Source organism: Edaphobacter flagellatus (assembly GCF_025264665.1).
Taxonomy (GTDB): Bacteria; Acidobacteriota; Terriglobia; order Terriglobales; family Acidobacteriaceae; genus Edaphobacter; species Edaphobacter flagellatus.
Genome location: NZ_CP073697.1, coordinates 3,369,264 through 3,396,212, shown reverse-complemented (window position 1 = coordinate 3,396,212; position 26,949 = coordinate 3,369,264). Strand labels below are relative to the sequence as shown.

25 protein-coding genes are annotated in these 26,949 nt (G+C 58.7%); 11 read left to right on the top strand and 14 right to left on the bottom strand.

The window, feature by feature from the left end; all coding sequences use genetic code 11:
• Window positions 1-763 precede the first annotated feature (763 nt).
• Entirely contained in the window at window positions 764-1,846 is a 1,083-nt protein-coding gene (gene recA, locus KFE13_RS14145) for a recombinase RecA (protein ID WP_260703753.1), read from the bottom strand.
• A 281-nt stretch (window positions 1,847-2,127) separates the two neighbouring features.
• Here recA and KFE13_RS14140 point away from each other — a divergent pair, with 281 nt between their 5' ends.
• A complete protein-coding gene (locus KFE13_RS14140) occupies window positions 2,128-2,694 on the top strand; it encodes a PEP-CTERM sorting domain-containing protein (protein WP_260703752.1) in 567 nt (188 codons plus the stop codon).
• Window positions 2,695-2,766: 72 nt separating this feature from the next.
• On the opposite strand, the gene KFE13_RS14135 is transcribed toward KFE13_RS14140, so the two are convergent.
• Complete coding sequence (locus KFE13_RS14135) at window positions 2,767-4,347, bottom strand: FAD-dependent thymidylate synthase (protein ID WP_260703751.1); 1,581 nt, start codon at window positions 4,345-4,347, stop codon at window positions 2,767-2,769.
• A gap of 63 nt (window positions 4,348-4,410) precedes the next feature.
• On the opposite strand from KFE13_RS14135, the gene fabG reads away from it, so the two are divergent.
• Complete coding sequence (gene fabG / locus KFE13_RS14130; protein ID WP_260703750.1) at window positions 4,411-5,157, top strand: 3-oxoacyl-[acyl-carrier-protein] reductase; 747 nt, start codon at window positions 4,411-4,413, stop codon at window positions 5,155-5,157.
• Between the two features lie 214 nt (window positions 5,158-5,371).
• Window positions 5,372-5,776 (top strand): helix-turn-helix domain-containing protein, encoded by a 405-nt coding sequence (locus KFE13_RS14125; RefSeq protein WP_390891621.1) that lies wholly within the window; start codon window positions 5,372-5,374, stop codon window positions 5,774-5,776.
• Window positions 5,777-5,840: 64 nt separating this feature from the next.
• Here the strand turns inward: KFE13_RS14125 and KFE13_RS14120 are convergent, their stop codons facing one another.
• The 8 genes from KFE13_RS14120 to KFE13_RS14085 form a co-directional block, all read right to left on the bottom strand.
• Complete coding sequence (locus KFE13_RS14120) at window positions 5,841-6,653, bottom strand: rhomboid family intramembrane serine protease (RefSeq protein ID WP_260703749.1); 813 nt, start codon at window positions 6,651-6,653, stop codon at window positions 5,841-5,843.
• Window positions 6,654-6,748: 95 nt separating this feature from the next.
• Window positions 6,749-7,237 carry a hypothetical protein gene (locus KFE13_RS14115; RefSeq protein ID WP_260703748.1) on the bottom strand — a complete coding sequence of 163 codons (489 nt, stop codon included), beginning with the start codon at window positions 7,235-7,237 and terminating at the stop codon, window positions 6,749-6,751.
• A 127-nt stretch (window positions 7,238-7,364) separates the two neighbouring features.
• The gene (locus tag KFE13_RS14110) at window positions 7,365-8,366 is read right to left on the bottom strand and encodes an MBL fold metallo-hydrolase (protein ID WP_260703747.1); all 1,002 of its coding nucleotides are present in this window, start codon (window positions 8,364-8,366) and stop codon (window positions 7,365-7,367) included.
• A 45-nt stretch (window positions 8,367-8,411) separates the two neighbouring features.
• Window positions 8,412-8,663 (bottom strand): hypothetical protein, encoded by a 252-nt coding sequence (locus tag KFE13_RS14105; protein WP_260703746.1) that lies wholly within the window; start codon window positions 8,661-8,663, stop codon window positions 8,412-8,414.
• A gap of 18 nt (window positions 8,664-8,681) precedes the next feature.
• Complete coding sequence (locus tag KFE13_RS14100) at window positions 8,682-9,143, bottom strand: MaoC family dehydratase (RefSeq protein WP_260703745.1); 462 nt, start codon at window positions 9,141-9,143, stop codon at window positions 8,682-8,684.
• A 106-nt stretch (window positions 9,144-9,249) separates the two neighbouring features.
• Window positions 9,250-10,344, bottom strand: coding sequence for a GGDEF domain-containing protein (locus KFE13_RS14095; RefSeq protein ID WP_260703744.1), 1,095 nt, complete (start codon window positions 10,342-10,344; stop codon window positions 9,250-9,252).
• An 87-nt stretch (window positions 10,345-10,431) separates the two neighbouring features.
• Window positions 10,432-11,301 (bottom strand): 3-hydroxybutyryl-CoA dehydrogenase, encoded by an 870-nt coding sequence (locus KFE13_RS14090; protein WP_260703743.1) that lies wholly within the window; start codon window positions 11,299-11,301, stop codon window positions 10,432-10,434.
• Window positions 11,302-11,352: 51 nt separating this feature from the next.
• Window positions 11,353-12,183 carry a PP2C family protein-serine/threonine phosphatase gene (locus KFE13_RS14085; protein ID WP_260703742.1) on the bottom strand — a complete coding sequence of 277 codons (831 nt, stop codon included), beginning with the start codon at window positions 12,181-12,183 and terminating at the stop codon, window positions 11,353-11,355.
• An 87-nt stretch (window positions 12,184-12,270) separates the two neighbouring features.
• Here KFE13_RS14085 and KFE13_RS14080 point away from each other — a divergent pair, with 87 nt between their 5' ends.
• Complete coding sequence (locus KFE13_RS14080; RefSeq protein WP_260703741.1) at window positions 12,271-13,122, top strand: DNA-methyltransferase; 852 nt, start codon at window positions 12,271-12,273, stop codon at window positions 13,120-13,122.
• A 45-nt stretch (window positions 13,123-13,167) separates the two neighbouring features.
• Window positions 13,168-14,721, top strand: a complete 1,554-nt coding sequence (locus KFE13_RS14075; protein ID WP_260703740.1) for a hypothetical protein — start codon at window positions 13,168-13,170, stop codon at window positions 14,719-14,721.
• A gap of 9 nt (window positions 14,722-14,730) precedes the next feature.
• Here the strand turns inward: KFE13_RS14075 and KFE13_RS14070 are convergent, their stop codons facing one another.
• Entirely contained in the window at window positions 14,731-15,648 is a 918-nt protein-coding gene (locus KFE13_RS14070; RefSeq protein WP_260703739.1) for a metallophosphoesterase family protein, read from the bottom strand.
• A gap of 82 nt (window positions 15,649-15,730) precedes the next feature.
• On the opposite strand from KFE13_RS14070, the gene KFE13_RS14065 reads away from it, so the two are divergent.
• From KFE13_RS14065 to KFE13_RS14040, 6 genes are all read left to right on the top strand, one after another.
• Window positions 15,731-16,195, top strand: coding sequence for a vitamin K epoxide reductase family protein (locus KFE13_RS14065; RefSeq protein ID WP_260703738.1), 465 nt, complete (start codon window positions 15,731-15,733; stop codon window positions 16,193-16,195).
• An 11-nt stretch (window positions 16,196-16,206) separates the two neighbouring features.
• On the top strand, window positions 16,207-16,599 hold the full coding sequence (locus KFE13_RS14060; RefSeq protein ID WP_260703737.1) for a hypothetical protein: 393 nt from the start codon (window positions 16,207-16,209) through the stop codon (window positions 16,597-16,599).
• Window positions 16,600-16,633: 34 nt separating this feature from the next.
• On the top strand, window positions 16,634-17,680 hold the full coding sequence (mqnC, locus tag KFE13_RS14055) for a cyclic dehypoxanthinyl futalosine synthase (protein WP_260703736.1): 1,047 nt from the start codon (window positions 16,634-16,636) through the stop codon (window positions 17,678-17,680).
• 59 nt (window positions 17,681-17,739) lie between these two features.
• Window positions 17,740-19,392 carry a cellulose synthase family protein gene (locus KFE13_RS14050; RefSeq protein ID WP_260703735.1) on the top strand — a complete coding sequence of 551 codons (1,653 nt, stop codon included), beginning with the start codon at window positions 17,740-17,742 and terminating at the stop codon, window positions 19,390-19,392.
• Between the two features lie 20 nt (window positions 19,393-19,412).
• Complete coding sequence (locus KFE13_RS14045; RefSeq protein ID WP_260703734.1) at window positions 19,413-20,780, top strand: aminopeptidase P N-terminal domain-containing protein; 1,368 nt, start codon at window positions 19,413-19,415, stop codon at window positions 20,778-20,780.
• Window positions 20,781-20,871: 91 nt separating this feature from the next.
• Window positions 20,872-21,255: a hypothetical protein gene (locus tag KFE13_RS14040; RefSeq protein WP_260703733.1), complete on the top strand. Its 384-nt coding sequence runs from the start codon at window positions 20,872-20,874 to the stop codon at window positions 21,253-21,255.
• A 49-nt stretch (window positions 21,256-21,304) separates the two neighbouring features.
• Here KFE13_RS14040 and KFE13_RS14035 read toward each other — a convergent pair whose 3' ends face one another.
• The 3 genes from KFE13_RS14035 to KFE13_RS14025 all read right to left on the bottom strand — a co-directional run bounded on the left by KFE13_RS14035 (window position 21,305) and on the right by KFE13_RS14025 (window position 25,953).
• Window positions 21,305-22,255 (bottom strand): porin family protein, encoded by a 951-nt coding sequence (locus KFE13_RS14035; RefSeq protein ID WP_260703732.1) that lies wholly within the window; start codon window positions 22,253-22,255, stop codon window positions 21,305-21,307.
• A gap of 221 nt (window positions 22,256-22,476) precedes the next feature.
• Window positions 22,477-25,722, bottom strand: a complete 3,246-nt coding sequence (locus tag KFE13_RS14030; RefSeq protein WP_260703731.1) for an Rne/Rng family ribonuclease — start codon at window positions 25,720-25,722, stop codon at window positions 22,477-22,479.
• An 87-nt stretch (window positions 25,723-25,809) separates the two neighbouring features.
• Window positions 25,810-25,953, bottom strand: a complete 144-nt coding sequence (locus tag KFE13_RS14025) for a hypothetical protein (RefSeq protein ID WP_260703730.1) — start codon at window positions 25,951-25,953, stop codon at window positions 25,810-25,812.
• Window positions 25,954-26,949: the final 996 nt, after the last annotated feature.

Below are 26,949 nucleotides of genomic sequence, written 5' to 3'. Positions count from 1 at the left end.
ATCCAGCCACAAACAGCTCCGTTCTTGCACCGCTTTAGCCCTGCCGAAAACAAACCACCCCGAAGCAGCCACCGCTCCGCCGAAACCTCGGGATCCCCTGACGAACTTGCTCATTGGGTTGAGAGGCTGGAGTAAAGCCGCAGACGCAACGACCCTCCATCATCCGAAGCGAAACTAAAGCGGGTGCCCCACCTTCGCTCGCGCAGCGAGCGAAGGTGGGATCGCACAAACCCTCCCGCCGCCGCTGAGTCCCCAGCCACTAAACCGGAGCCCCACTCATGGCGCAGCTTCATCGCGACATATATGCTATGCGCCATTCGCGCAACCGCGCGAACCGCTTCCAGGCCTTCAATCCAGGGCGTCTTCGCATCCACGCCACGAAGCGCCTCTAGGTACGCCAAGCCTTCAGGCTTTGCCCTCTAAGTCCAGCCGCCGCGAAGCGGCCACCGCTCTGCCGAAGGCCGGAGTGGAGCCGAAGGCGAAACGACCCCCAGCCAGCTGGAGCGAAAACTCTGTCAAGCCCCCAAAATCTCAACTCCCTCATTCCAAAGCAAATAAACCCACAAAAATCTGCCGATTAGTTTCCCTCACTTCGCTACACTTAAATCAGCAAATAAAAAGCCCCGGCCCAAAAGGACCGGGGCTAACTCTTTATAAATCAATATTTTGATAGCTAACCCACATCAAATGAATATTTTAGGCTGTGCAAATCGCATAAACCGTTGAAAATAAATGCATTATCAAAAACCCGAGGGGGGAGGGGCTACTGCGCTGACCTCCGCGACTTCACGGCCTCCGTCGCCGCCGCTGCTCCGTTAGCCGGAACTGCCGGAACCTCAGGCGTTCCATCCGCAGGTCCGATGCCGAGCTTCTTACGAACCTCTGCATCTACACGTGCGAAGACATCCTTGTTCTCTTTCAGGAACGTGCGAACATTCTCGCGTCCCTGACCGATGCGCTCACCTGCATAGCTGTACCACGCACCGCTCTTCTCGACGACGTTATGCAGCACCGCCAGATCCAGCACATCGCCCTCGCGGGAAATACCCTCGCCGTAAAGAATGTCGAACTCGGCATCGCGGAACGGAGCCGCAACCTTGTTCTTCACCACCTTCACCTTAGTCCGCGAACCGGTGACAACATCGCCTTCCTTCACTGCGCCAATGCGGCGAATGTCGATACGAACCGAGGAGTAGAACTTCAGCGCACGGCCTCCGGTCGTCGTCTCCGGATTGCCGAACATCACGCCGATCTTGTCACGAATCTGGTTGATAAAGATCAGGCAGGTGCGCGACTTCGAAACCGTTCCCGTCAGCTTGCGCAGCGCCTGGCTCATCAGCCTCGCCTGCAGACCCATGTGCGAATCGCCCATCTCGCCGTCGAGTTCTGCCTTGGGAACCAGAGCAGCAACCGAGTCAACCACCAACACATCGATCGCGCCTGACCGCACCAGCGCCTCAACGATTTCCAGCGCCTGCTCGCCGTAATCCGGCTGCGACACCAACAGATTGTCCGTATCGACACCCAGCTTCTTCGCATACGCGGGATCGAGAGCATGCTCAGCGTCCACAAACGCCGCCAAACCTCCGGCCTTCTGCGCTTCAGCAACGATCTGCAGCGTGATCGTCGTCTTACCCGACGACTCAGGCCCGAAAATCTCCACAATACGTCCGCGAGGAACGCCGCCAACGCCAAGCGCCGCGTCGAACGAGATTGAACCCGTCGAGATGACCGAGATCGGGACAATCGCCTCCTTCGCTCCAAGCCTCATGATGGAGCCCTTGCCAAACTGCTTCTCCAGTTGCGAAAGCGCTGTCTCTATTGCTTTAGTGCGGTCATCTGCCACGTGTCAGTTCTCCTGGGTAACGTCAAAGCGGATTCTAGCATTGAAAATCGTTTTGGCAAAGAAAAAGCGAATACACCATGAACTCTTCCGGTCCACCCCGTAACGAAAGAGGAAATATTTCTCTCAGCTTTCCCCCATGTCATGCAAAAAAATGCACCGGGTCTGTGGCGGCAGCCGTAGTTCCTCTTCTAATCCTCAACTTCGCAGTGGCCATTCAAGTGCCTTATCTCGATAACACTGGGCCCAATTTCACTTAAGCGAAATCCGGGAGAACTGCATTTATGAAAATACTAGGTATGCTCTCAGCCCTGGCGCTGGGAATCGCTGCTCCGGCTGCTCTGGCAGCTCCGCTTTGCCCTGCACTCGGCGTTGCCACTGACTGCAACATCGTCCTCACCATCGGTCCTGGAGGCTCTGTTACCTCCTCCGCCGGAGCCAGCTCCTCTTCGACCTATGATGGGTCGGATGACGTTCTGGTCGGCATCATTAACAACTCCGGCGCGCCACTCAGCAGCATCGCTCTCAGCTCGCCCGGCAACCCTGTCTTCGAATTCGATGGCGACGGAATCGATGCTTTCGGCGCTGTTGAAAATGCCGGCAACCCCGACACCACCGGCTACGGCGGCCCCAATGCCTACTTCAGCGGTATCTCGTCAGACTTCTCCACGGGAACCGTGAACTTCAAGAATCCGATCGCCGCGGGCGGTACGGACTACTTCTCGCTCGAAGAAGCCATCACCTTCAACCAGATCGGCGGAGCAACCCCCGAGCCCAGCACACTCCTGCTCTTCGCTACAGGAGCTGTCGGACTGGCGGGAAGCCTGCGCCGGAAGATGCTGTCCCGATAAAACTGCAAAACGACGCATTGCAAAAAAGACAGGGCAGATTCGAATCTGCCCTGTCTTTGTCTCTACAATCGTTTATCGACGCAGCAGATCAATCGGCTCATTCACATCCTCAATCCTGAAGTGCTTCGCCAGCGCCGGATGCCGCTCAGCCACTGCCTTGTACATCTCCCACGCCACGCGGCGATAGCTGAAGTGCCCCGCAACACCCGAGCGCAGCTCCGCGATATAAAACGCCTCCGCGAAGTCCATCTTGAACATCGACCGGCAGCGCGTCCCCAACGGCAACACATACTGCGCCGACTGTGCAGCCTCAGGCACACCTGAATCACGCAAAGAGCGATATGCCGCATACGCTGCGTCCATCGCCGCCTTATACTCCGCCTCCAACCCGGCCTCGGCCAGAGTCGGCTGTCCCGGACAAACAGGTTCTTCGTAGCCGTGCAAATCCGTATAGCCCTGCAGCAGCTGAATGCAGCGGCGATGCCGGTGCATGTCGCGGAAGCCACCGATATCCATCAGAATGTCGAAGCGGAAGCCCTGACCTGCCGAGAAGCTCCTGAGCAATTCATCATGCCGTCCACGATGCTTCGTCCCCAGAGCGATCAGCGCATCACGTCGCGCGGCCGTAAGCGACGCCACGTTGTTGCGAAGCTGGCGATACGAATAATAGCAATGCGGATAGAGCAGAGACGTCACCAGCTCCACTTCGAGTGGTTCCGTATCGTCCAGCAGATCGACCACGGGAGCAGGATCAATCGCCTGCCCCTTCATCAGCTCGGCGGCCGCGGCTGTCAGTTCCTTGCGGCTCTCCGCAAGGTAAGCGTTCGGCGCGGCATATTTCACCAGCGTCGGTGCCGTGGGGACGGGACGCAGCAAAAGCTCGGTAGCACGCGCAGCACAGCCTCCATCAACGGAACCAATCTCCTCGCACAGCACCTTCGCATCCATCTGGTGGACGCTCCAGGCAGGCTCCGTCGCGGCCTTGCGCAGCTTTTCGGCAATCGCGCGAACTTCGGCAAACTCGCTCGTCAGCAGACGCGAGACCTGCGTCTCCAGCGTGCGTGCATTGACGATCTGGCCAAGCGAGGTATTCGTCGCCAGCGGCAGCAGGTAGCGCGCCACATCGAAGGCACGCGCCTTCAGCGTGCGCGTGTACGAATCCTCTTTCATCTCCTCTGGCCGCGGAATCGCCCGCTTGAGTGCTTCGAGCATCTCCGCACTCAAACGCTGATAGGCAGCGAATAGCGCCTCAACAGCTTTTGTGTACTCCTGCGTCACCGCTCCCAGGTCAGGAGTAAACCAGCCCGAGCGGCGAAAGTCCTGATAGCGCGTCGAGCGCTCCTGCCCGTCCCAACGCTGCTCGTCAACCAGCTCGATGGCAGCCAGCAGACTCAGCCGCTCGATCGCAAACGGAATATGCGCCAGGTCGGCAATGGAGCGATGGCCATACTGAAAGTAGAAGGTGTTCAGAAACTGCTCTGCACGCTGCGAGCTGATCTCGGCTAGCGACTCCTTCATGCTCAGCGCCGACCGCGAATACTTCGCCATTGCATAGGCAAGCACCTCGGGATCGGCCCCGTGGATGGCATAAACATCGGTTTCGCTGGCAACTGGAGTGCCTTGAGGAGGAAGATTCTTCGGTTCGCCTGACATGGTGAACCTCAGAATACGTCATCGCGCTTCGTATAATGCGGAGTGTTGTTTCATCGGAGGTTCATGAGCACTCTCAACGGTCGTATCGCATTGGTAACAGGAGCTTCGCAGGGTATCGGACGCGCCGTCGCGCTGGAGCTGGCCCGCCGCGGAGCGCACGTTGCACTCGCAGCACGGAATGTGGAAAAACTGGCTGCCGTTGAGGCAGAGATCGTCGCTGCAGGCGGAACCGCGAAAGCCTTCGCACTGGACGTTGCCAGCGAAGAGTCGATCAAAGAGGGCGCCAAGGCCGTCCTCGCCCACTTCGGCAAGGTCGAGATCCTCGTCAACAACGCCGGCATCACCCGCGACATTCTCGCCATGCGCATGAAGCGCGCCGACTGGGACGACGTCCTCACCACCAACCTCACCGGAGCCTTCCTGCTGACGCAGGCCCTGATGATGCAGATGGTCAAAAACCGCTGGGGGCGCATCATCAACATCACCTCCGTCGTCGGCGAGATGGGCCAGGCCGGACAGGCCAACTATGCCGCGTCGAAAGCCGGGCTGATCGGGCTGACCAAGTCGCTGGCGCGCGAGTTGGCCAGCCGCACCATCACCGTCAACGCAGTCGCTCCGGGCTACATCGAAACGGCCATGACCGCCGTCCTCACCGACGACCAGAAGAACGCCATGACACAACACATTCCTCTGGGCCGTGTCGGCAACGACACAGACATTGCGCACGCCGTCGCCTTCCTCGCCTCCGACGAGGCCAGTTACATCACCGGCCACACGCTGGACGTCAATGGCGGCATGTACATGAACTAAACGAGCCTGTGCTCGGATCGTCAACGTCCGATAATGCATCCATTGTTTGTTGCAGTAATTGGTTCCTCTTTGCCCTGGGGTTCAAGTAAGGCTTCAGGTTTTGAGGTTCATCCTGCTCAGGGTGAACCTCGGCTGGTACGGAAGTATCAGATATTTACGATGTTAGGGATTGACCAGTACGCCGTAGCTGTTTACTTTGTGGCTAATGGCCGACATGCAAACACTTACTGCCGAACTTGATCACGAGTCCCCCGAGGCTCTTTCTATTGCGATGAATATTGGCGCGACGATCCGGGATTATCGTCTTCAAAAAGGCATGTCACAGGGCGATATCGAGAAGCGCACCGGGCTGCTGCGCTGCTATCTCTCGCGCGTCGAGAACGGCCACACCGTTCCCTCGCTCGAAACGTTGCAGAAGATCGCCCGCGCGCTCGACCTGCAGCTGTCGGAGTTCTTCGCTGAAGAGGTCGTCAGCAAGGAGATGTCATCCCTGCACCTGGGCGAGGACGAGATCCGCTTCCTGACGCAGGTGCAGCGCTACTCCTCTCATCTGGGCGAGAGTGACCGGCGCCTGCTGCTGGCCATGGTCAGAAAGTTTGCTCAGACAACGTTGAGCTAAAGGAAATTTCCAAATAAAACGCGGACCCAATGCGGGTCCGCGTTTTTACGTTCATGGATTCCGCCTATCGTAGATTAGCGATCCAGTAGCCAAACAAAGCAAGAAAGAACGCCGCACCGGCAAAGGTGATCTTCTGCCGTTGCAGATAGCGTGCTCGCCCACTCGTCATGCGCGGCACCAAAGGAACTCCCAGAGCCAGGCCGAAGAGAAAGCCGCCCACATGGGCCGAGTTGTCGATGCGAATCAGCGGTAGAGCGATCGTCGCCAAACCGATGATGAGGTTCAATCCTGCAAACTGGATGACCGACTTACGCAGCCGCTGCAGCTCGAAGACCGGGATAGGCAGCTTATGGTTCGACAGCAGCACGATGAGAATGCCTGCGATGCCAAAGACGGCACCGGACGCTCCTGCGCCGACGGAGACGAAGTCGTGCAACACGACGTTGACGCCCAGGCTGAGCAGGTTGCCCGCGATGCCGGTGAGCATGTAGACCGCAACCATTCCCCAGGGCCCCAGCAGAGGCTCGCCCAACAGGCCTAGATTCCACAGGCACCACATATTCGTCAGCAGATGGATCAGGCCGACGTGCACGAAGGTGGCCGTCAGCAGCCGGTACCACTGACCATGTAACACCAGCACCGGCACATTGCCGCCAAAGTGAATCAACTCCGCCGGAGTCGGCGACGCAGGGGAAACGCCGTGCAGCACCATCCAGATGAAAACGGCGCTGTTGATGCCGACAAGTGCGTACGTTCCCGGAGCAGAGAGAATACTGCGTGTCTGGCGCGATGGCGGAGGCGTAAATGTCTCCTGCCTGCGATCCGTCTCCATCGACGGCGGCAGAATCTCGCCTTCAGGTTGTGGGGAGGATGACATAGACGTCTTCTACGCTATCAAACTCGCGGCGCGCACACGAACGCCTATGTGGTTATCACTGCAAGAATTGAATTTAGATCAGAAGGCCGAAGGAATCACGCAGCCTTCGAGAAACGCTCACGAAGGTCGGCAGGAATACGCTGCTGGACAATCTGTCCCAGGAAGCCCGGAAGCGGAGTCGCAATCGCAACCAGGACCCAGAGAAGCGTCGAAAGGATAATGCCAGCCACGGCAACCGCCTCCAGCGAGATGGCAACTGCATGAGCCTGACTGACGTGCAGGTACACCTTGCCGATATGCGTAATCGCTTCGAGCCTGTGGATAATAACGGCTGCCAGCATGAAAGCAGCAATAGAAAGCGTACTGACCGAGATCAGCAGCACATCGATCGTGCGGGCGATCCGCTGACGGCGGCGGCAGTAGCCGCACTCCGAGAAGTGCTGCTCATAATCCGTGCGCATTGCCGGCGAGAGGCCCGAGATGTCATAGCGCCAGCCGGAGAGAATATCTCCCACCACCTGATCGGTGCAGGTGGCATAACGCTCACGGCGGCTGATGCTATTTCCTGAAGCTGCTTTTTTCATTGTCCTGTAAGACTTCATTCTACCTTGTTGGATACCCCAAACGAATCAAAAGATTCGCTTAAAAGGACCTGACTCGGTAACTGCCTGGAAATCGCAACAAAATCAGTGCAACAGCTAAATCAATGCTTTACAGGCAGATCGGCTCCATCGGCGCTGCCTGTTCGGCCAGCAGAATCCGATTACCGAGCAGTGTTGGCCTCCCGGCAAGTGCCTGCTCGGCCGCAAGGCGCGCCAACTCCGGAGCGTTGTTCGACTCCGACAGGTGCCCCAGCACGATAAAGCTGGCGGTGCCGTCATAGTCCTGCTCCAGAAACTCCGCCGTCGCCATATTGGAAAGATGGCCGACGCGCGAGAGCACGCGCTGCTTGACCGACCACGGATACGGCCCATCCTTCAGCATCTCCAGGTCGTGATTCGACTCCAGCAGCAGCACATCGATCCGCCGCAGTGCTGCCTTGACGTTCGGCGGCATATAGCCAAGATCGGTAGCCAGCGCCATGCGCACACCCTCGGCGGCAAAGACAAAACCGCAGGGATCGGCTGCATCGTGCGGAATCGTAAACGGTGTGATCTCGATATCGCCTATCGAAAACTGCCGACCGGAGTGGAAGTATTCCACGGAGGGCAGAAAGGCAGGATCGGGCTTCGCGCGTGACTGCTGCTGGCTCTCCGCCTCATCCGGGTCTTCCAGAGTCTCTGTCTCTGAAGCTGCCTCGACAGCTGCCGACATGCTGTCACAGATGCCCGGTTCAGCAGTGTGCGTAGCAACCGCCGCGGTGGCAGCAGCGTTCGCTCGCTCTTCTCTCTCTCGCTGCATCTGGTCGAGCCATTCGGCATACGAAAGCGTCCTCCGTGGCGTCACCATCCGTAGCCATGCACGATGTGTGGACTCCGTAAAGTAGACGGGGATGCCCAGCTTGCGGGCCAGCACGCCTAACCCGGCAACATGGTCCTGATGCTCGTGGGTGATGAGGATGGCATCGAGCGCTGTAGGGTCTTCACCGGCAACCGCCATGCGCTTACATAGCTCACGGCACGAGAGACCAGCATCCACCAGCACACGTGTCCGCGCCGAAGAGATGACCGCACTATTGCCTTTGGAGCCCGAGGCGAGCACTGTCATCCGCATGGGTCTACGATACGCTCTTAGCCTGTGGGTTTTCGGGCAACGTAACTAGCTTGATTCTCCCACCGTGCGCGGCCGATGAACGCTCGCGATCTCCGACAGCAGGATCGAGTGCCCCGTCGTTCCCTTCTGGACGTATCCGCTTTGCGTCGCCTCCACCTCAAGACAGAACAGGTCCGGCGTGTCGCCCTCGTCGAAGACGATGAGGATCTGAGCGAGCATGCGCCGCCCGCTCGTCGTCTCCAGAAGCACGACTTCGTCGATCTGCGTCTTAAGGAACTCCCGTTCGCCCTGAGTCATTTGGCGGTCACAGGGCAGTCACTTGGCAACAGGATGCCGCAGAGGCGCAAGAAAGTTGACCGTAGAACGCAGGACGATCTCATTCCGCTGGTTGTAGGCCAGTGTGCGCGTACGGACGACACCATAATCGGGTCTCGTGTTGGAGTGGCGAACGCCGACGACCTCGATCTCGGTGCGTATCGTATCGCCCGGACGGACCGGCTGCGTCCAGCGCATCTCTTCCACACCGGCGCCAATCATGCCGCCGGCCACGGGGACGGACTGCACACGCAGACGCATCACAATCGCTGCCGTCAGCCAGCCCGACGCAGCGAGTCCCTTGAAGAACGACCCCTCGCCCGCCGCCTCGTCCAGATGGAAAGGCTGCGGATCATACTTCTGGCCGAATTCTTTGATCTCCTCCGCTGTCACCTTCGCACTGCCAACCGAGTTCATCTTCTGGCCTACGTAGAAATCCTCAAAGTAAAGCTCTTTCGCCATGAATTCTCCTGCTGTCGCGGTCTATACGACTATGAGATGCGCCAGACGTTCAAGTGTAGCGGTTGTTGCCCTACCGGTTCTACAGAGTTTCTATTCCGTGCGGTTCTTACGCGATCTCGGCGCTGTCTTGCATACGCTGCGCTTTGCCGTTTGGCTCATTGCGGGTTCGCTTCACCGCAAGCATCGCCTCGTCGGCATGTTCGATTAGCGTTGCTGCTGTGACATAGCTATCCGGACCCGTCGAGTGCACTCCGATACTTGCTCCGACGCTCGGCAGACGTTCGTTCAGATGCTCTCGAAAGCGCGTGCAGAAGATTGTCTCTGCGTTACGCGCATTACAATTCGGCATAAGAATACAGAACTCATCCCCACCCATGCGGAAGCAGATATCGGTAGCGCGTGCGGTGGCGCGGATAACCTCGGCGAAGACCTGTAGCACCTCGTCACCGCGTTTGTGACCGCTCTCGTCGTTAATTTGTTTGAAGTAGTCAATATCGATGTAGACCAGCGAAATCATCTCCAACCGGCGTTGCGCGGCAACAAGCTCACGGGAGAGAATGTCGGGTAGCGACCGGCGATTGAGTAGGCCGGTTAACGGATCGACTCGTGCCAATTCCTCAAACTGGCGCGTACGCTCTTCCAAATTGCGTGCGTATTGTTCCGATTTTCCCTTCGCGATCTCGATTTCCGTGAGCAGGCTGCGAATGTAGGTTTCGACGATCAGAGTCACATCAAAATACAGTAGCTTATCCAGTGCTGAGCAGATCGATTGCGTGGTTTCAGGAACAGAGTTATGTTTGCCGATGAGGTCGAACAACAGCTCTTTTAGCAGTTTCGTCGCCGACAGATACAACTTGGGCTCGACGCCGATGCGTTTGTGGACCAGGCCAACGCGCAGACGATTGTTGACATATTCCAGGTCGTACACACCAGAGAACAGATCAACTATGTACTTATGCTGAGCGCGCTGCAGCCGGGTCAATGTATCTGCATCCCCAATCAACAGGGCAATCTCTGGAATGCCGAGTTGGATCCGATAGAACTCTTCGACTAGTGTGTCGATATTCTCCGCAATGATCGGTGCAAACTTAGTCAAAACCTCAGCGTCATGCGAGGTAAAAAAAAGCAGATCCTTGCGCTGTCTGATCTCCGCATCAGTGATCCGCATCTGCTCCAGAAGCGTTTTGATGGTGGTCAGCATAATAGGATCCCCATCGAACTGACGGTCAGTTTACATGAAGCTTGCGCCGCGATTACCGAAATAACCGGACGGCAAACCCGCTTGTATTCAGTTGTAGGTGTAGAACCCGCGGCCGGATTTGCGCCCCAGCCATCCGGCATCGACCATGCGGACCAGCAGTGGACAGGGACGATACTTCGGGTCTCCAATCCCCTCTTCCAGCACGCGCATGATGTCCAGGCAGACATCCAGTCCGATGAAGTCGGCTAGCGTCAGCGGCCCCATCGGATGCGCCATGCCGAGCTGGAAGACCTTGTCCACCGCTTCCGGGGTAGCGACGCCTTCCATTACGGCAAAGACCGCTTCGTTGATCAACGGCATCAGCACGCGGTTCGAGACAAAGCCCGCAGCGTCATTCACCTCAACTGGAGTCTTGCCGAATGCCACCGCCAACGCCTGCACCGTATCGAAGGTCGCTTGCGATGTCGCAAGGCCACGAATCACCTCAACCAACTGCATCACCGGCACGGGGTTGAAGAAATGCATGCCGATCACCTGCACAGGCCGTTTCGTCTGCGCAGCCAGCTTCGTAATCGAGATGGAGCTGGTGTTCGAGGCCAGAATCACCTCCGGCCGCATAATACGGTCCAGATCGCGGAAAAGGGCTGACTTGATCTCAAACCTCTCCGTCGCGGCCTCAATGGCAAAATCGCAGCCTGCCAGCGACTCGCGGTCGAGCGTAGGCGTAATACGCCCTCGCGCTTCCTCCGCCTGCGTTTTCGTCAGCTTGTCCTTGGCAACCTCGCGAGCCAGATTCTTTTCAATCGTCGCGAGACCGCGATCGAGAAAATCCTGTTGCAGGTCGCACAACATCACGTTGAATCCCGAACGCGCTCCAACATGGGCAATGCCGTTACCCATCGTTCCTGCGCCAAGCACTGCGATCGTCTTGATCGTCGACTTTGCGGTATCTTCCATGCGCAGCCGAGTGTAGCAGCTATCCCCAGTCAGCCGCGACCGGGCTGGCCGCTACTCCGGATGCACCGCGACCAGCATGACCGTGATGTTGTCCTCACCGCCATGCTTATTGGCCATTTCAACCAGGGCCTTGCATGCTGCATGCAGATCGGTCTTCTTCGGGTTCTCTGGAATGCCTGCAAGAACTTCCGCAATACTGGCGTCTTCCAGCTCCCGCGTCAGCCCGTCAGAGGTCAGCAGATACAGATCGCCGGCATGGGGACGATAGCCGTGAATCTCCGGTTCAACCGTGACCTGCGAACCCACAGCGCGCGTAATGAGGTTGCGCATCGGTGACTCCGCCGCCTGTTCCGGCGTGATCTGTCCGGCTCGTACCTGCTCCTCGACCAGGGAGTGATCGCGTGTCAGCAGCTTAAGCTGCCCGCGACGCCGTAGATAACATCGGCTGTCTCCCACATGCACCAGCCACATCGTCGGCGGGTCTGTAGCACGAGCATTCGTATGATTGCGAGGCGTGCGCTTCGTGCCCTCTGGCTCTTCCTTTCCGACAATCGGAGCATGCAGTAGACCGACCAGCGTCGTCCCCATGCCGGAAAGATGCGGCGAATGCCGAGCCTGCCGGTAGATTGCGTCGTTTGCCGCCTGAACCGCCGAATTCAGGCGCGACTGCACACGCGTATGCGGCGTTCCGTTGGGAGCAAGATGCGCAAGAAAAGTCTCGACTGCCAGGTGGCTGGCGATCTCGCCTCCTGCCGCTCCGCCCATGCCATCGCATACAACAAAGGCGCCAGACACAGGCGAAGCCGCGCAGGCGTCCTCGTTGGCCCGACGGACGCGGCCTTTATCTGAGAGCATGGCGTAGATAAGCTTATTGGCTGCCACTTCGAAAAAAATCTATCCGCAGAAAACAATACACGGATAGTCGTCCCCGTCAAACACTGCGTTCGTGTTAGAAGGAAACAAAAAGGAATGGACTGTACCGGAATGAACCAGGACAGCAACCGGATTCTTCTCGCCGACAACCTGAAGCTTTTGCGAACTCTGCCAGACGAATCGGCTGAGCTGATCTACGTCGACCCTCCCTTCAACACAGGCAAGCGGCAGATGCGTCCCCAGATGAAGACCGTACGCGACGAGGCAGGCGACCGTGTCGGCTTCGGTGGGCGGCGTTACCGTACCGAGCTTGTCGCCGGTAAACGGGCAGGAGCAGGTTACAGCGACAGCTTCGACGACTTCACCGGCTTCCTGCGCCCGCGCATGGAAGAAGCCCACCGCATCCTTACCGCGACCGGCTCGCTCTTCTTCCACATCGACTATCGCGAGGTGCACTACTGCAAGGTGATGCTCGACGAGATTTTTGGCCGCGAGTGCTTTCAGAACGAAATCATCTGGGCCTACGACTATGGCGCGCGCGCAAAACGCCGCTGGCCAGCAAAGCACGACAACATCCTCTGGTACACGAAAGACCCGAAGCGCTACACCTTCAATCTCGACGAGTGTGACCGCATCCCCTATATGGCCCCAACTCTGGTCGGCGAGGAGAAGGCCGCCCGCGGCAAAACACCCACCGACGTCTGGTGGCACACCATCGTCTCCCCCACCGGCAAGGAGAAGACCGGCTACGCCACACAGAAACCCCTCGGCATCCTGGAACGCATCGTCAAGGTGCACTCCAATCCCGGCGACACCGTACTGGATTTCTTCGCAGGCAGCGGCACCACGGGTGTAGCCGCCGCCAGGCACAAACGCACCTTCGTGCTTATCGACCAAAACCGCGAAGCCGTGAAGCTTATGAAGAGACGCCTGGAGAAATATCTATAGCTCATCCTGGCTTTGGCAGGCTACGATTGCAGACTGATAATGACCATGAAGACTGCTTTCCTCCTCTTTCTGATCTCTGGATTTGCTGCCGCGCAGAGTGTTCCTTCTCCCCAATCCCACACCTGCACCGTAGATAACGAGTCGATCTCCGACGCGGAGATCGCCGTGATGAAGCACGAATATTTCATCGCGCACCGGGCGTTTCAGGGACTTACCGACAAAGACCCATCCAACCTCGATGCCGCAGCCAAGGCTATCGAGACGCTTGTTGCATGGGGGCATCTGGACGATGCCACGGAAGATGCCAACCGGCTGCTTCATGCGCATCCGCAGAATTCTATAGCTCTCTCCACTCTGGCTGGAGTTCAGTGGATACGCGGAGATGCGACAACCGCAATGACGACCGTCTCACAGGCAATGTCCCTCGACCCCTGCAACTATCGCGCACTGGCTCTGGCCGCGCGAATCGAGCTGGCAGCCGGGCAGGGCGAGGCGGCAGCGAAGCATGCGCGGATGGCGCATCAGCTTTCTCCTCTTCGTGTGCGCGAGATCTGGGCGGAGACTCGTCCGCCGGACGAACAGCCCGCAGCCTATCAGTCGATCGCCTCGGGTATCCCGGACAAAGCGGCCGAGCGCAAGGCGCACTGGGTTGCCAACGCGAAACAGGTACAACTCGTCCTCGCCGATGGATGTACCGTGGTTGCTCCTCATCCACATGCACGCGTTCCTATCCATCTTGAGGTTACGAATCTCAATCCGAATCTGAGCCTGTTTGGTATGCCGGTGGAGCTCGACGTAAAGATCAACGGACATGCGAAGACATTGTCTCTCGGCCTGGGAGATTCCATCTATCTCTCTCGCGCCGCGGCTAAGGACGTTGGTTTGTCCAACTGGACGCCGCTTTACCGCCACGTGCGGTTGGGAGAAGAGAGCTCGGACACAGATCTTGTGCGAGCGTCCAGCGTGAAGATCGGAGATTTGGAGTATCGCAACTGTCCAATCATCATCGACAATGAAGATCACTACGGAGGTGGTGAAATCCCTCTGGCCTTCTTTGGCGATTTTCTAACCACACTTGACCTGTCTGCATTGGAGATGACCCTGGACCCACTTCCGGCAGTTCCAGATCAGATCAAAGCGCACTGGAGCCAGGTGACGATGGATGCGCAGGAGCATGCATCGATCAATGCCGGCCCCTGGCCCAATCAGGTTGCTTTTCGCCCGAAAGAACTAAGCGACTGGATGTCCATCTATGATGAAGGTGGAATGCCACTGATTCCCACGCAAATCGATCCCGTCCACACCCGCCTGTTCCTGCTTGATATCTATATGCCGCACGAACAGGTCTCGACCCAGACTGCAAAGGACGCGATTCCGGTAAAGCAGTACGACGACTCTAACAAGCAGGCTGCCAAACTGCTGGGTGGGGCGGAGTATGCAATGCGGTTCGGTAAAGTCATCCGTCCTATCAACTCGTGGGTCGTGTCGTCGTCCACTTACTTTGGAGGATTCCTGGGCGCCGAAAGCTTGAGCCGAGCCCGCATACGTCTGGACTTGCGCGATAATCTCGCCTTCATCGACACGCCACAGAAGAAATAGAAGCCGCGATTACGACCCCACCGCCTTGAACCCATACGTCTCATAGCGAGACGTCAGCTTGCCATCGGCAACCGTCACCACTGTAAAGCCTTCCGGCGTCCCCATGCGTGAGCCCTTCCACCAGTTGCCGCAGATCGCGCCGCTGGTAATGTACTGGACACCCTTGTACTCCACGTTCTCGTTGATGTGCGTATGCCCCTGCAGCACGCCGAGTACGTTATGCCCCTCGAAGATATCCACCACTTCATTCGCGTTCGCCACGGTAAGACCATGGTGCTTCGCAATCGTGGACGACTCCGGAACATACGACGCGAACGCCGAAACCAGCGGAATATGCACCGAGGCAATGATCGGCGTCTTTGCAGGCAGCGCGGCAAGATCGGCCTTCAACCACGTCAATTGCTCGGCGTCGATGCGCCCTTCGTAAGCATGATCGTCGGTAACACCGATCGAATCCAGCACGACGAAGTGATGCCCCTTATGGTCGAAGCTGTAGTAACGCTTGCCGAAGCGATCCTCAAACAGCTTCTTGCCATACAACGGATCGGTCGCCGGAATCCCGCTCTCCGGATAGATACCCAGCACATCGTGATTGCCGACCGTATGATGTACCTTCAACCCCAGGTCCTGCTCCGTCTTGTCGTACAGATCGAACAGCGAAAGAGCCCTCTGCTTCGGTACACCGAGAGCATCGAATACGTGATCGCCACCCTGAATCGCAAAGTCGGCCTTGAACGTCTTCGCCTTGTGGAAGGCCATGCTCGTGCCCTTGGCCGCATCCAGCTCTGGCTGAATATGGCTGTCCGTCAGAAAGAGAAACGTAAATGGCTCGGCCTTGGCTGGCGCGGCAAACAGCGGTTTCGGCAAAGCGGCTGCAGCTCCGGCCGCTCCCATCAGCGTAAGAAACTCTCTACGGGTCGTCTTCACGCGGTTATTGTAGCCCTTCCCGTGTGACGGTTTGAAGAGACCAGGCCTCTCGAAACCCACGCTGGCATCGTAGAATCAAGCGATGAAGTATCTGGTCGCTCTTCTGGCAGTTGCAGGCATCGTTGTCTCCTCCATGGCGCTGCATGTCCACAACATGGACCCCTCCCAGGCTCCGCCCTGCGCCGTCACAGAAAAGTTCGACTGCGGCGCCGTCAACCACAGCCGCTTCGCCGTCTTTCCTCCGCGCAGCTTCGACGAAGACCCCAAGGGCGGCCATCACATCCCCATTGCCACCCTCGGCATCGTCGGTTACGCCCTGATCGCCATCCTCGCGCTTACCAGCCAATGGTGGCTCACCTTCCAGGCATCGCTCATCGCCTTCATGTTTGCCGCATTTCTTAGCTACATCGAGGCATACATTCTGGAGAAATGGTGCATCTACTGCCTATGGTCTCAAGGAATCGCAGCAGCAATCCTTCTGGTGACCGGCTTCGTTCTGGCGACGCGGACGATCCAGTCGCGCCGGCTGAACGCCGCGGAGAGGTAGGTTTCCTGCGTATGTGGCCCAAGGTTCTCATGCAACTCTTCGAGCTTCTGCCCCACGTCACCCGGCTCGTGCCGCTGGCCGACAAGTACCTCTCCTCCCGCACCGCGAACGAGCGGGCCAACGAGGCTGCGCTGACCGCCATGGCCGAAGGCGTCCAGGCCGATCTCGGCCAGGTCACCAAGGCACACGCCGGGCTCTACAGCAAACTGATCGAACAGGGCAGTCAGATCGCCGAGCTGAACGAGAGCGTACGGCTTGCGCAACAAGCCATCGAAAGGCAGGACAAGCACATCGACCTGCTCAACAACAAACTCGCCTCAGCCAACCTGTGGATCAAGATCAGCGCAAGCCTTACCGCAGTTCTCCTCATACTGGTAATCGTTCTGCTGACGCGTGGCCACTAGGCTGTCCTTGCCTCACAAGGCGTAAAATACCTCTATGGGAATCAGCCGCGAACAGGCGCTCGACTGCTTCAACAGTGACGATCTAATCGGAATCGGCATGGAAGCCGATGCGGTTCGCCGCCGCATGCATCCTGAGGGTGTGGTCACCTACATCATCGACCGCAACATCAACTACACCAACTTCTGCACAGAGTACTGCACCTTCTGCGCCTTCTACCGGCCACTGAAGGGCAAGCTCTCCAGCGAAGGCTACATCCTCGACTTCGAGACCATCTACGACAAGATCCGCGAGACCGAGGAAATGGGCGGCACCGGTGTGCTGATGCAGGGCGGCCTGCATCCCGACCTCAAGATCGACTGGTTCGAGCGCCTCTTCCGCGGCATCCGCGAGCGCTTCCCCAACATCTGGCTGCATTGCCTCTCGGCCAGCGAGATTCTCGCCATCGCCGAGTACTCCGAGCTCTCCCTCCGCGACACCATCATGCGTCTCCGCGACGCCGGTCTGCAGTCCATCCCCGGCGGCGGTGCCGAGATTCTCGACGACGATGTTCGCCATCGCATCGCGCGCCTCAAGTGCAAGACCGAAGACTGGGTCAGCGTCCACCGCACCGCCCACGAGCTCGGCATGCGTACCACCGCGACAATGATGTTCGGCGTCGGCGAAACCTTTGAGCAGCGCATGAACCACTTCGATGTCGTCCGCCGCCTGCAGGAGGAGACCGGAGGCTTCACCGCCTTCATCCCCTGGAGCTTCCAGCCGCACAACACCGCTCTCGGCGGCCGCGGATGGGACGAGGCCACCTCCGTCGAATACCTCAAAACGCTCGCCATCAGCCGCATGTATCTCGACAACATCGAAAACGTACAGGCCAGCTGGGTCACCCAGGGACTCAAGGTACTGCAGATGGGTCTGCGCTTCGGTGGCAACGATGTCGGCTCCGTCATGCTCGAAGAAAACGTCGTCAAGGCGGCCGGAACCTCCAACTGCACCACGGAAGAGGAGCTGCGCCGCATCATTCGCGATGCTGGCTTCAAACCCGTGCAGCGAGACACCTTGTACCGGACGATGTTCCTGAATTAGGTAGAATCGGTTCGATACAAAGTACATCGGAGCCAGCACTGCTAAGTTATCTTCCATCTTTGACCACGCGCCTGACCTCTGTCCTCGGGCTGCTTCTGGCGCCGCACGGCCTCAGCCACTACTGGAAGACTCACTACCTGGACAAGACCTTCAAGGGACTCTATCGCTGGAATGCCTTCGACACCTCGCTGTTGATTCCCTACTTCATCGTGATGGTGATCCTCGCCTTCTACGGCATTCATCGTTACCAGCTGGTCTGGCTCTACTACCGCAATAAAAAGAACGCCGCGAAATGGAGCGAACCGCCGGCACGCTTCCCCGAAGGCCAGCTCCCCTTCGTCACCATTCAGCTTCCCATATTCAACGAGCAGTTCGTCATCGACCGCCTCATCGACGCCTGCTGTCGCCTCAACTATCCTCGCGACCGTTTCGAAATCCAGGTGCTCGACGACTCCACCGACGAGACTACCGTCGTCGCGCAGCAGATCGTCGAGCGTTACGCCCGCGGCTTCGCCGGCATGGACCCGCAGCCCATCACCTATATTCACCGCGAGAACCGTTACGGCTTCAAAGCCGGTGCGCTCGATGCCGGGCTCAAGGTCGCCAAAGGCGAATTCGTCGCCATCTTCGACGCCGACTTCGTCCCACCGCGTGAGTGGGTCATGCAGGTCATCCATCACTTCGCCGAAACCAACATCGGCATGGTGCAGACGCGCTGGACGCACCTCAACCGTGACTACAGCCTGCTCACGCAGGTCGAGGCCATCATGCTCGACGGCCACTTCGTGCTGGAGAGCGGAGGCCGCTCGCGCGCCGGTGTCTTCTTCAACTTCAACGGCACCGCCGGCATGTGGCGCCGCGAGACCATCGGCTCCGCAGGCGGCTGGCAGCACGACACCCTCACCGAGGACACCGACCTCAGCTACCGCGCGCAGATGGTCGGCTGGCAGTTCAAATACCTGCAGGACGTCGAGTGCCCCGCCGAGCTGCCCATCGAGATGACCGCCTTCAAAACCCAGCAGGCACGCTGGGCCAAGGGCCTCATCCAGACCGGCAAGAAGATCCTTCCGCGCGTGATGAAGAGCGACCAGCCCTGGCATACCAAGCTCGAGGCCTGGTACCACCTCACTGCCAACATCAGTTATCCGCTGATGATCGTCCTTAGCGTGCTGCTGATGCCCGCCATGATCATCCGCAGCTGGCAGGGCCTGCTGCAGATGCTGCTGATCGACCTGCCACTCTTCATGGCCAGCACCATGTCGATCTCCAGCTTCTATCTCGTCAGCCAGAAAGAGCTCTTCCCGAAAAGCTGGCTCAAGACCTTTATCTATCTGCCGTTCCTCATGGCCCTCGGCGTCGGCCTCACCATCACCAACGCCAAGGCCGTGCTCGAAGCTCTCTTCGGCGTCCAGTCCGCCTTCGCACGCACCCCGAAGTACCGCGTCAATAAAAAGGGCGAAAAGAGTCAGGCCAAGAAGTACCGCAAGCGCCTCGGCATCATCCCATGGATCGAGCTCGCCATCGGCACCTACTTCGCCTTCACCGTCTGGTACGCCATCTCGACGGAGAACTACTTCACCGTCCCGTTCCTCGTGCTCTTCGTCTTCGGCTACTGGTATACCGGCCTGCTCAGTCTGCTGCAGGGACGCTTTGAGCGCTTCGGCACCGCCGGGCAGGAGTTCCACGAGAAGCCCTTCCCCATGGGGATCTAGTTCGTAAGGAGCATTCGCTCATGAAGCTTCGTCTACACGCCATTGCAACTCTGCTGGTAATCGCCTGCACCGCATTGCACGCCCTCGACTCCGTCCCCAAATCCGAGTACCGCCAGCGCCGCGTAGCCCTCGCTACAAAGCTCCACGGCGGCGCAGCCCTCCTCTTTGCTGCTGAAGAACCCGTACTCGACCTCATGCCCTACCGGCAGGACGAGGACTTCTACTATCTCAGCGGATGGAACGAGCCCGGCGCCGCCATGCTCGTCCTCCCTGCCGTCGAGGCCATCGCCGAAACTCCGGGCACCGCACTCGGCGGACGCCCAGCCCAGCCCTATCGCGAGATCCTCTTCCTCCCCACGCGCAACCTGCGCCTCGAAAAATACACCGGCCCCAAGATGGACGCAGCCACGCCCAACGTCGCCGCTACGACCGGCTTCGACGAAGTGCTGCCCATGACCGAGCTGCCCATCGTCCTCAACAAGCTCGTCGCCGCCGACCGCGCGCGCCTGCGCAACATCTGGTCCGAGAAAGGTTCGACGCAGGCCCAATCCGCACTCGGGTTCCTCGCCGCCACACTCGGCCTCGGCTCACTCGAGCCAGCCGGAGACGTAGCCCAACTTATCGTCCCGCTACGCGCCATCAAATCGCCCGCCGAGATCGAGCTGCTGCGCAAAGCCTCCGATGCATCCATCGCCGCACAGCGCGCGGGCATGCGTGCCATCAAGCCCGGCGTACGCGAACGCACCGTCGCCGGTATCGAGATCGCCAAGATGATGCAGGAGGGTTGCGAGCGCCCCAGCTACGCACCCATCGTCGGCTCCGGCCCCAACTCCACCACGCTGCACTACAGCGACAATGCGCGCACCATGCAGTCCGGCGACGTCGTCGTCATCGACGAGGCAGGCGAATACAGCATGTACGCCTCCGACATCACCCGCACCATGCCCGTCAACGGCCACTTCACCGCACGCCAGCGCGAAATCTACAACATCGTCCTCGGCGCACAGCGCGCCGCCGCCGAAGCCTTCGTAGCGGGCAAATCCAAGATCAACGATCCGCAGCACAAAGACCCCGACTCGCTCGACCAGGTCGCCTTCGCCTACGTCAACGCCCACGGCAAAGACCTCCACGGCCAGCCGCTGGGCCAGTATATGGTTCACGGCCTCGGGCATCTCGTCGGCATCAACGTCCACGATCCATGGGACTACACCAAGCCACTCACCAGGGGCATGGTCTTCACCATCGAACCGGGAATCTACATTCCCGAAGAGAACATCGGCATCCGCATCGAGGATGTCTTCTATGTCGACCCCGATGGCAAGTTAATCGATCTCGTCGCGCAGCTTCCCCATGAAGCCTCGGAGATCGAGGCAGTAATGCATCCGTGATTACTATTGACTCGATTGCGCAACGATAGGTGTTCGCTATTCTAGCGACACCTGCTCGCCTCCAGAGATGCACCGGCAGCTCGACCACCCTATGCTCTCTGTCTCACTGCTCGTTGTTGCGCTTGTTTTCGGGTATGTTGCCGTCATCGCACTGATGCTGGCCTCGACCTTCGCCATCGTAGGACTGCACCCTGCTCTTGCGGTCGAGAACTATCGTCTCCGCAGTCCCTATAAGCTGTTCCAGGATCTGCTCTGGCTGCTCTTCTCCTGCATTGGCGGATATCTAGTGGCATGGGTGGCAACCGGAGCAAACCCACTTCTCGCCGCAGCTCTGCTTGCAGTCATCCTCATCCGCACCCTCTGGCTCAATCATGGCGAAGCAGAACAGAACGGCCTGATTCATGTCCTCGTATCAAGTTCCTGTATCGTCGTCGGAGCCGTAGCAGGATACGCAATCGAGATGCGCCAGCATTAAAAGCACAAGGCCCGGCACATGGCCGGGCCCTGCTCAACGTACATACCAACTACCAGCGTATGCCGAACGTCACCGGGAAGTAGCCCGTCCGGTGATTATTCTCCGGATACAGGCCATTCACAGAGTTCGTGCTCGGCTGGTTGTCCACCCACACATAGCGCGCCTCTGCATACACGTTCTCCGATGCCCAGCGCGACAAGCGATACGTGAAACCGATACCGGCGTTAAGACCGCCAGCGTTATTCGAGTAGTGATCGAAGACCTGGTTCTGCGTAAAGGTGTAGCAGAAGCCAAAGAAGTCGCAGTAGGTGCCCTGCTGCGGCAACGTCCAGTTCGTTACCTTACGGTAGAAACCGCCGCCACCAATCACGTAAGCTCCAGCCGACTCACCCTGATAAAAGTTGTACTTCGGATTCAGCGTAAGCGACCAGACGTGCGTGCTTCCATCAAGCCCTGAGAAGTCGATCGGGTTGCCGTTCTGGTCGACCAGTCCCAGCGAGTTGTAACGATTGAACTGACGGTTGATGTTGCCACTCGTCAGATTGAACTTGTCGTAGTCGTACTCCAGCTGCACACTCAGCTTCTTATCGATGTTGTATCCACCAGCTACCTGGAATCTCCAGTTCACGGCAAGATCTTTTCCCGTCGACCCGGCGGGAGCATCGAAACCGCCGCCGACCGCAAAAGTGTACTTCTTCGATCCATCCGGATTGTGCCAGCGGTCGCTGTAATTCGTGCGGCCATAGCGACGTCTCGGAGGTGGCTGCATCTCCCCATTCCCCAGCCCCAGATCATCCGCCTTCGCCATCTCGTCTGCGCCTACGCTCGAGCTGTAGTTGAGATCGGTCGGCGTCGTAACTGAAACCGGAGCCATCAGGCTGGCCTTCAGATCAAGCGCCTTAACCGGCTGTGTGGCTGACGTGGACTGTGCATGCAGGCAGAGCGTTCCGGCAGTGCTAACCAGTGTGACAGCCGCTGTACGAAGAACCAGCGTTGACAAGCTTTGAATTTTCCAGTGCATCCTCTTGACTCCCATAAGCTTTTGCTGCAATCCCTACAACTGTTAGATGTCAATAACCCTAAATTAATCTGCTTGTTGTGTAGGACGCTCGAAATTCGTTTTAGGATGACAGCTTCGTCATCGTTTTTGTGACGGATAAACACGACAGGCACCCTGCAATCAGCAGGATGCCTGCCCGTGTGACTTACTGCTAACGGCCATTAGTGAATGTCGAACTGCTCCGGGTGCAGGCTCGGATCGGACTTGACCAGGATCGTCTTGCCCACAATCTCCTCCATCTCCTGCAACCACTTCGTCGACGACTTCAACTGCTTCACCACATCCGGATGCACGCGCAGCATCACATCGCCGCGATCCAGATGCTTGGCCATCTTGCGCATCTCGATATAGATGTCGTTGCACACCGTCACCGGCGACTTCACCATGCCGGTTCCCGTGCACACGCTGCACTGCGTCGAAAGCGTACGCTCCAGCGACTGCTTCACGCGCTTACGCGTAATCGCCACCAGGCCAAAATCGTTGAACTGAAGAATCTTCGATGGAGCGCGATCGCTCTTCAGTTCCTCCTCCAGCGCAGCCATCACGCGATTGCGGTTCTTGCGCTCATCCATATCGATAAAGTCGATGATGATGATGCCGCCCAGGTCGCGCAGACGAATCTGCCGCACAATCTCTGGAATCGCATCGAGGTTCGTCTTCACAATCGTGTCTTCCAGGCGAGCCGTCTTGCCCACATACTTGCCCGTGTTGATGTCGATTGCAACCAGCGCCTCCGTCTGGTTGATCACAATCGATCCACCGGACTTCAGCCACACCTTCGAGCGCAGCGCCTTGTTGATCTCCTCGGTGATGCCGAACTGCTCAAACAGCGGCACCTCCTTCGAGTACAACTTCACGCGACGAATCAGCGAAGGCTGGAAGCGTTGCAGGAAGCGCAGAATCCGCTCATAGTCCGACTCGCTATCGACCCAGATCGCCGAGAAGTTATCCGTCACCTGGTCGCGCAGAATCCTCTCCACAAGATTCAGATCGTGATAGATCAGCGCAGGCGACTTCGACGACTCCGAACGCTGCTTGATATCCGCCCACAGGTTCAGCAGGAAGCGCAGATCGCTGCGCAGCTCCTCTTCCGTAGCTCCAGCCGCTGCCGTGCGTACGATGAAGCCGCCCGCGGCCTCACCCTTCTCGCTCAGCAGAATCTCCTTCAGCCTGCGGCGCTCGCCGTCCGACTCAATCTTGCGCGAGACACCCGTATGATTCACCGTTGGCATAAACACCAGGAAGCGTCCCGGCAGCGCGATGTGCGACGTAATGCGCGCACCCTTCTTCGCAATCGGCTCCTTGGCAATCTGCACAAGGATCTCCTGGCCCGGCTTCAGCAGTTCACTGATCGCCGGCAGATTCGTCGCCTGCATCGAGCTGCGGCTGTGATGATGTCCGCGCCCTCCCCCACTGCGCTCGCGATCTCCGCCACCCGAGTGGCGGCCACGGTCACGCCCACGACGTCCATCGCGACGCCCACGTCGGCGCTCCGAATCACGGCTCCGGTCCTGCGCGGGAGCACCTTCCACTTCCGCCGCCTGCTCGCCATCCTCGGCATACTCCGCCTCGTCTGCCTCTTCCGACTCCGTCTCCGTATCGAGCGCGTCTTCAGCAAACGCTTCGTGGGCACCATCATCGACAGCGTCCTCTTCCTCGAAGTCATCCTCTTCGTCTTCCTCAACACCCGCGCGCGTAATCTCGTCAATCGACATCTCGCGCAGCATCGTGCCCAGGTCGGCAGCGCCTTCCAGCGTCTCTTCTTCGTCCAGATCGTCCAGCTCCTCGACCGACGAAGCGTGCAGCATCGTCGTGTCGTAGTCTTCGTCGTCGATCGCTTCCTCTTCGACATGGCCCGGCTCAAACGCTTCCCGCTCAGCCTCGGCCTCGACCGGCTCAACCACAGGAGCAAACGACTCCATCGTGCCGTTCGCATGAATCTCCGTCACATCCTGCGCAGGCGCAGCAGCCTCAACCACCGGCTCCGCGTGATGCAACTCTTCAACCTGCGCCGCAGGAACCTCAAGCTGTTCGATCTCCGCGTGCGGAAGCTCCGTATGCTCGGCGACGATCTCCTCAACCTCCGTCATCGGCTCTTCTTCCACCGGAGCGCTCTGACGAAACTCGCTCGGCGCAACAGGGTCCACGCGATACGAAACCGACGCTTCCGTCGGCTCATACTCCACATGCTCCGCAACCGTCGCCTCCGCAGCCGCAACCTCGTTGTGCACCGGAGCCTCTTCCGCAGCAACCACCTCGGCCGGAGCAACCGGCTCCGCAGCAACAGGAGCAACAGGAGCAGCCGCCGGACGATTCCGATGACGCGACAGCGACTCACCCGGAAGCACCGAGCCTCCGTCCCATCCCTCAGGAATCACATAGCCCGGAGCCGTCGTCACAGCAACCACAGCAGGAGCCGCCTTCGCAGCCTCAGCAGCCTGCGGCTCTTCTCCCGCCGGACGATACTTCGACAGCGATTCACCCGGAAGAATGATCGGCACAGGAGCCGCTCCATCCTGCTGCGTCTCTTCCGCGGCTACATAGCCGTCTTCCAATCCATAGTGCGACGTGCGCGGAGCAAATCCACGCGGCACGCGACGGCCATTGCGATCGCGCCCTCCACGCCCCCTGTCATCCCGGCCTCGCCCATCGCGGCGCTGATCGTTGCGAGACTCGTTCCGCCCACCACGATCGCCGCGGTTGAAGCTCTCCTGCGGCACATCATTCTCGCTCGCAGCAGCCTCTACATGGAGCTCCTGCTCCGCCGCTCCATCCACCTCAAGCGACGACTCATACGCATCGCCGCTGACAGCCTCGGCCTCCTGCGGCTCTCCCGCCGTAGCCTGCTGACGGGCATCATCCCTCTGTCCGCGACCGCGGCGACGGCCACGACGGCCACGCCAGCGACGGCTTCCATCCGCTCCCGGAGCACCCTCACCCACCTCGGCGCTCTCCTCCCGCGGCTCAGCCGAATAACTCTCCTCGGCACCCGCTTCGGCACCTTCATAGCTATCCTGCGTCTCCTGCGGCTCGCTTTCGCTCTGACGGCCACGATCACGGCGTCCACGCCCATTGCGATCGCGGTTGCGCTCACCCTGCGGTGCGCCTTCAATCGTTTGCGGCTGACGGTTATTGCGGCGCTGTCCACCCTCGCCCTCGAAGTCAGCCGAATCTCCGGCCTCCTCCATAAAGTCCGTAATGTAAAGAAACGCGTCGCGCTCCAGGCCAATGTCGACAAACGCCGACTGCATTCCCGGAAGCACACGCGTCACACGGCCGTTATAGATGGATCCCGCGAGCGTATATTCGTTCTCCCGCTCGTAGTAAACCTCTGTCAGTGCGTCGTTTTCGACAATGGCAAGCCGCGTCTCGTGCGGCGTGCTTGATATATAAATTTCCTTCGGCATCTTGCTCTACTCTTTCTGCCCGCCTTTACGGGCGGCAGACCGAGGCCGAGGGGATCGCGTGTCCAGACCTTTTCGTTTAGGTCTGGCTCACCGCCGAACGGACAGGATGGGAGAGACGGAGAGACTCGAATCGACGGGCGTCAGATGACCGTCCAGCGGATGGGTAAACATGTTCTGCCGTCCGGGATCGCCTGTGCGAACCGGGTGGACGGTTGAGATCGGATACGCCAAAGGAACCTTCGAGCAACTGCCAGCATGCGGAATCGGTGACCGTAACTGCCTCAATATTCATAGTTTGAGGTGCGGCCGTTTGCCATCCGGATGCGTTCATCTTCTCTGAATCCTGTCCGGCCAACGGATGGAACCTCTCGCCTGGCCGGCCTTTTCTTCAACAAATCTTGTTAGCCGCTCTCCGGGGAATATTCGCCTGGGAGAAGCGGGACTTCACGCTGACGTGGGCATCTACAGCCGCGTGCCAGGGTGCTGCATCTAGTATTGCACTAAAGCCGCAACACCCGCCACTCGAAAGAACCTCTTCAGCAAAGTCGCCCCGCCACAGCACATCCTCCCACCTCAGGAAAAGATCATTCCAAGCCATCTCTGTCCCACAATCTGACGCAGTCGAACCCTCCCCATCCCCAACCTCCACCCCAAAGCCCACCCCGTCAAGAAACACGGGCTTCAGAGCCTGCCCTGAGCAAAGTCAAAGGGTATCGAATCCAGCCACCACGAACCGCCTCCTTAAACATTCGGCTTGAGGGCCTATCTCGAGCCAAGTCGAAGGCTCGCTCCGCATTTTTTTCGCAGAACCATCCCCGCCACCAAAGCGGAGCCATCTCCCAGCCACCAAAACAGGTACCCCACTCATCATGGCGCAGCTTCATCGCGACATGGGCGGGGCCATTCGCGCAGCAGCACGAACCGCTTCTAGGTACGCCAAGCCTTCAGGCTTGGCCCTCTAAGTCCAGCCGCCGCGAAGCGGCCACCGCTCTGCCGAAGGCAGGAGTGAAGCCGAAAGGCGAAACGACCTCCAGCCAGCTGGAGCGAAAACCTTGTCAAGCCCCCCAAAATCACAACTCCCTCATTCCAAAGCAAATAAACCCACAAAAATCTGCCGATGAGTTTCCCTCACTTCGCTACACTTAAATCAGCAAACAAAAAGCCCCAATTCCAAAAGGACTGGGGCTAACTCTTTATAAATCAATATTTTGATAACTAACCCACATC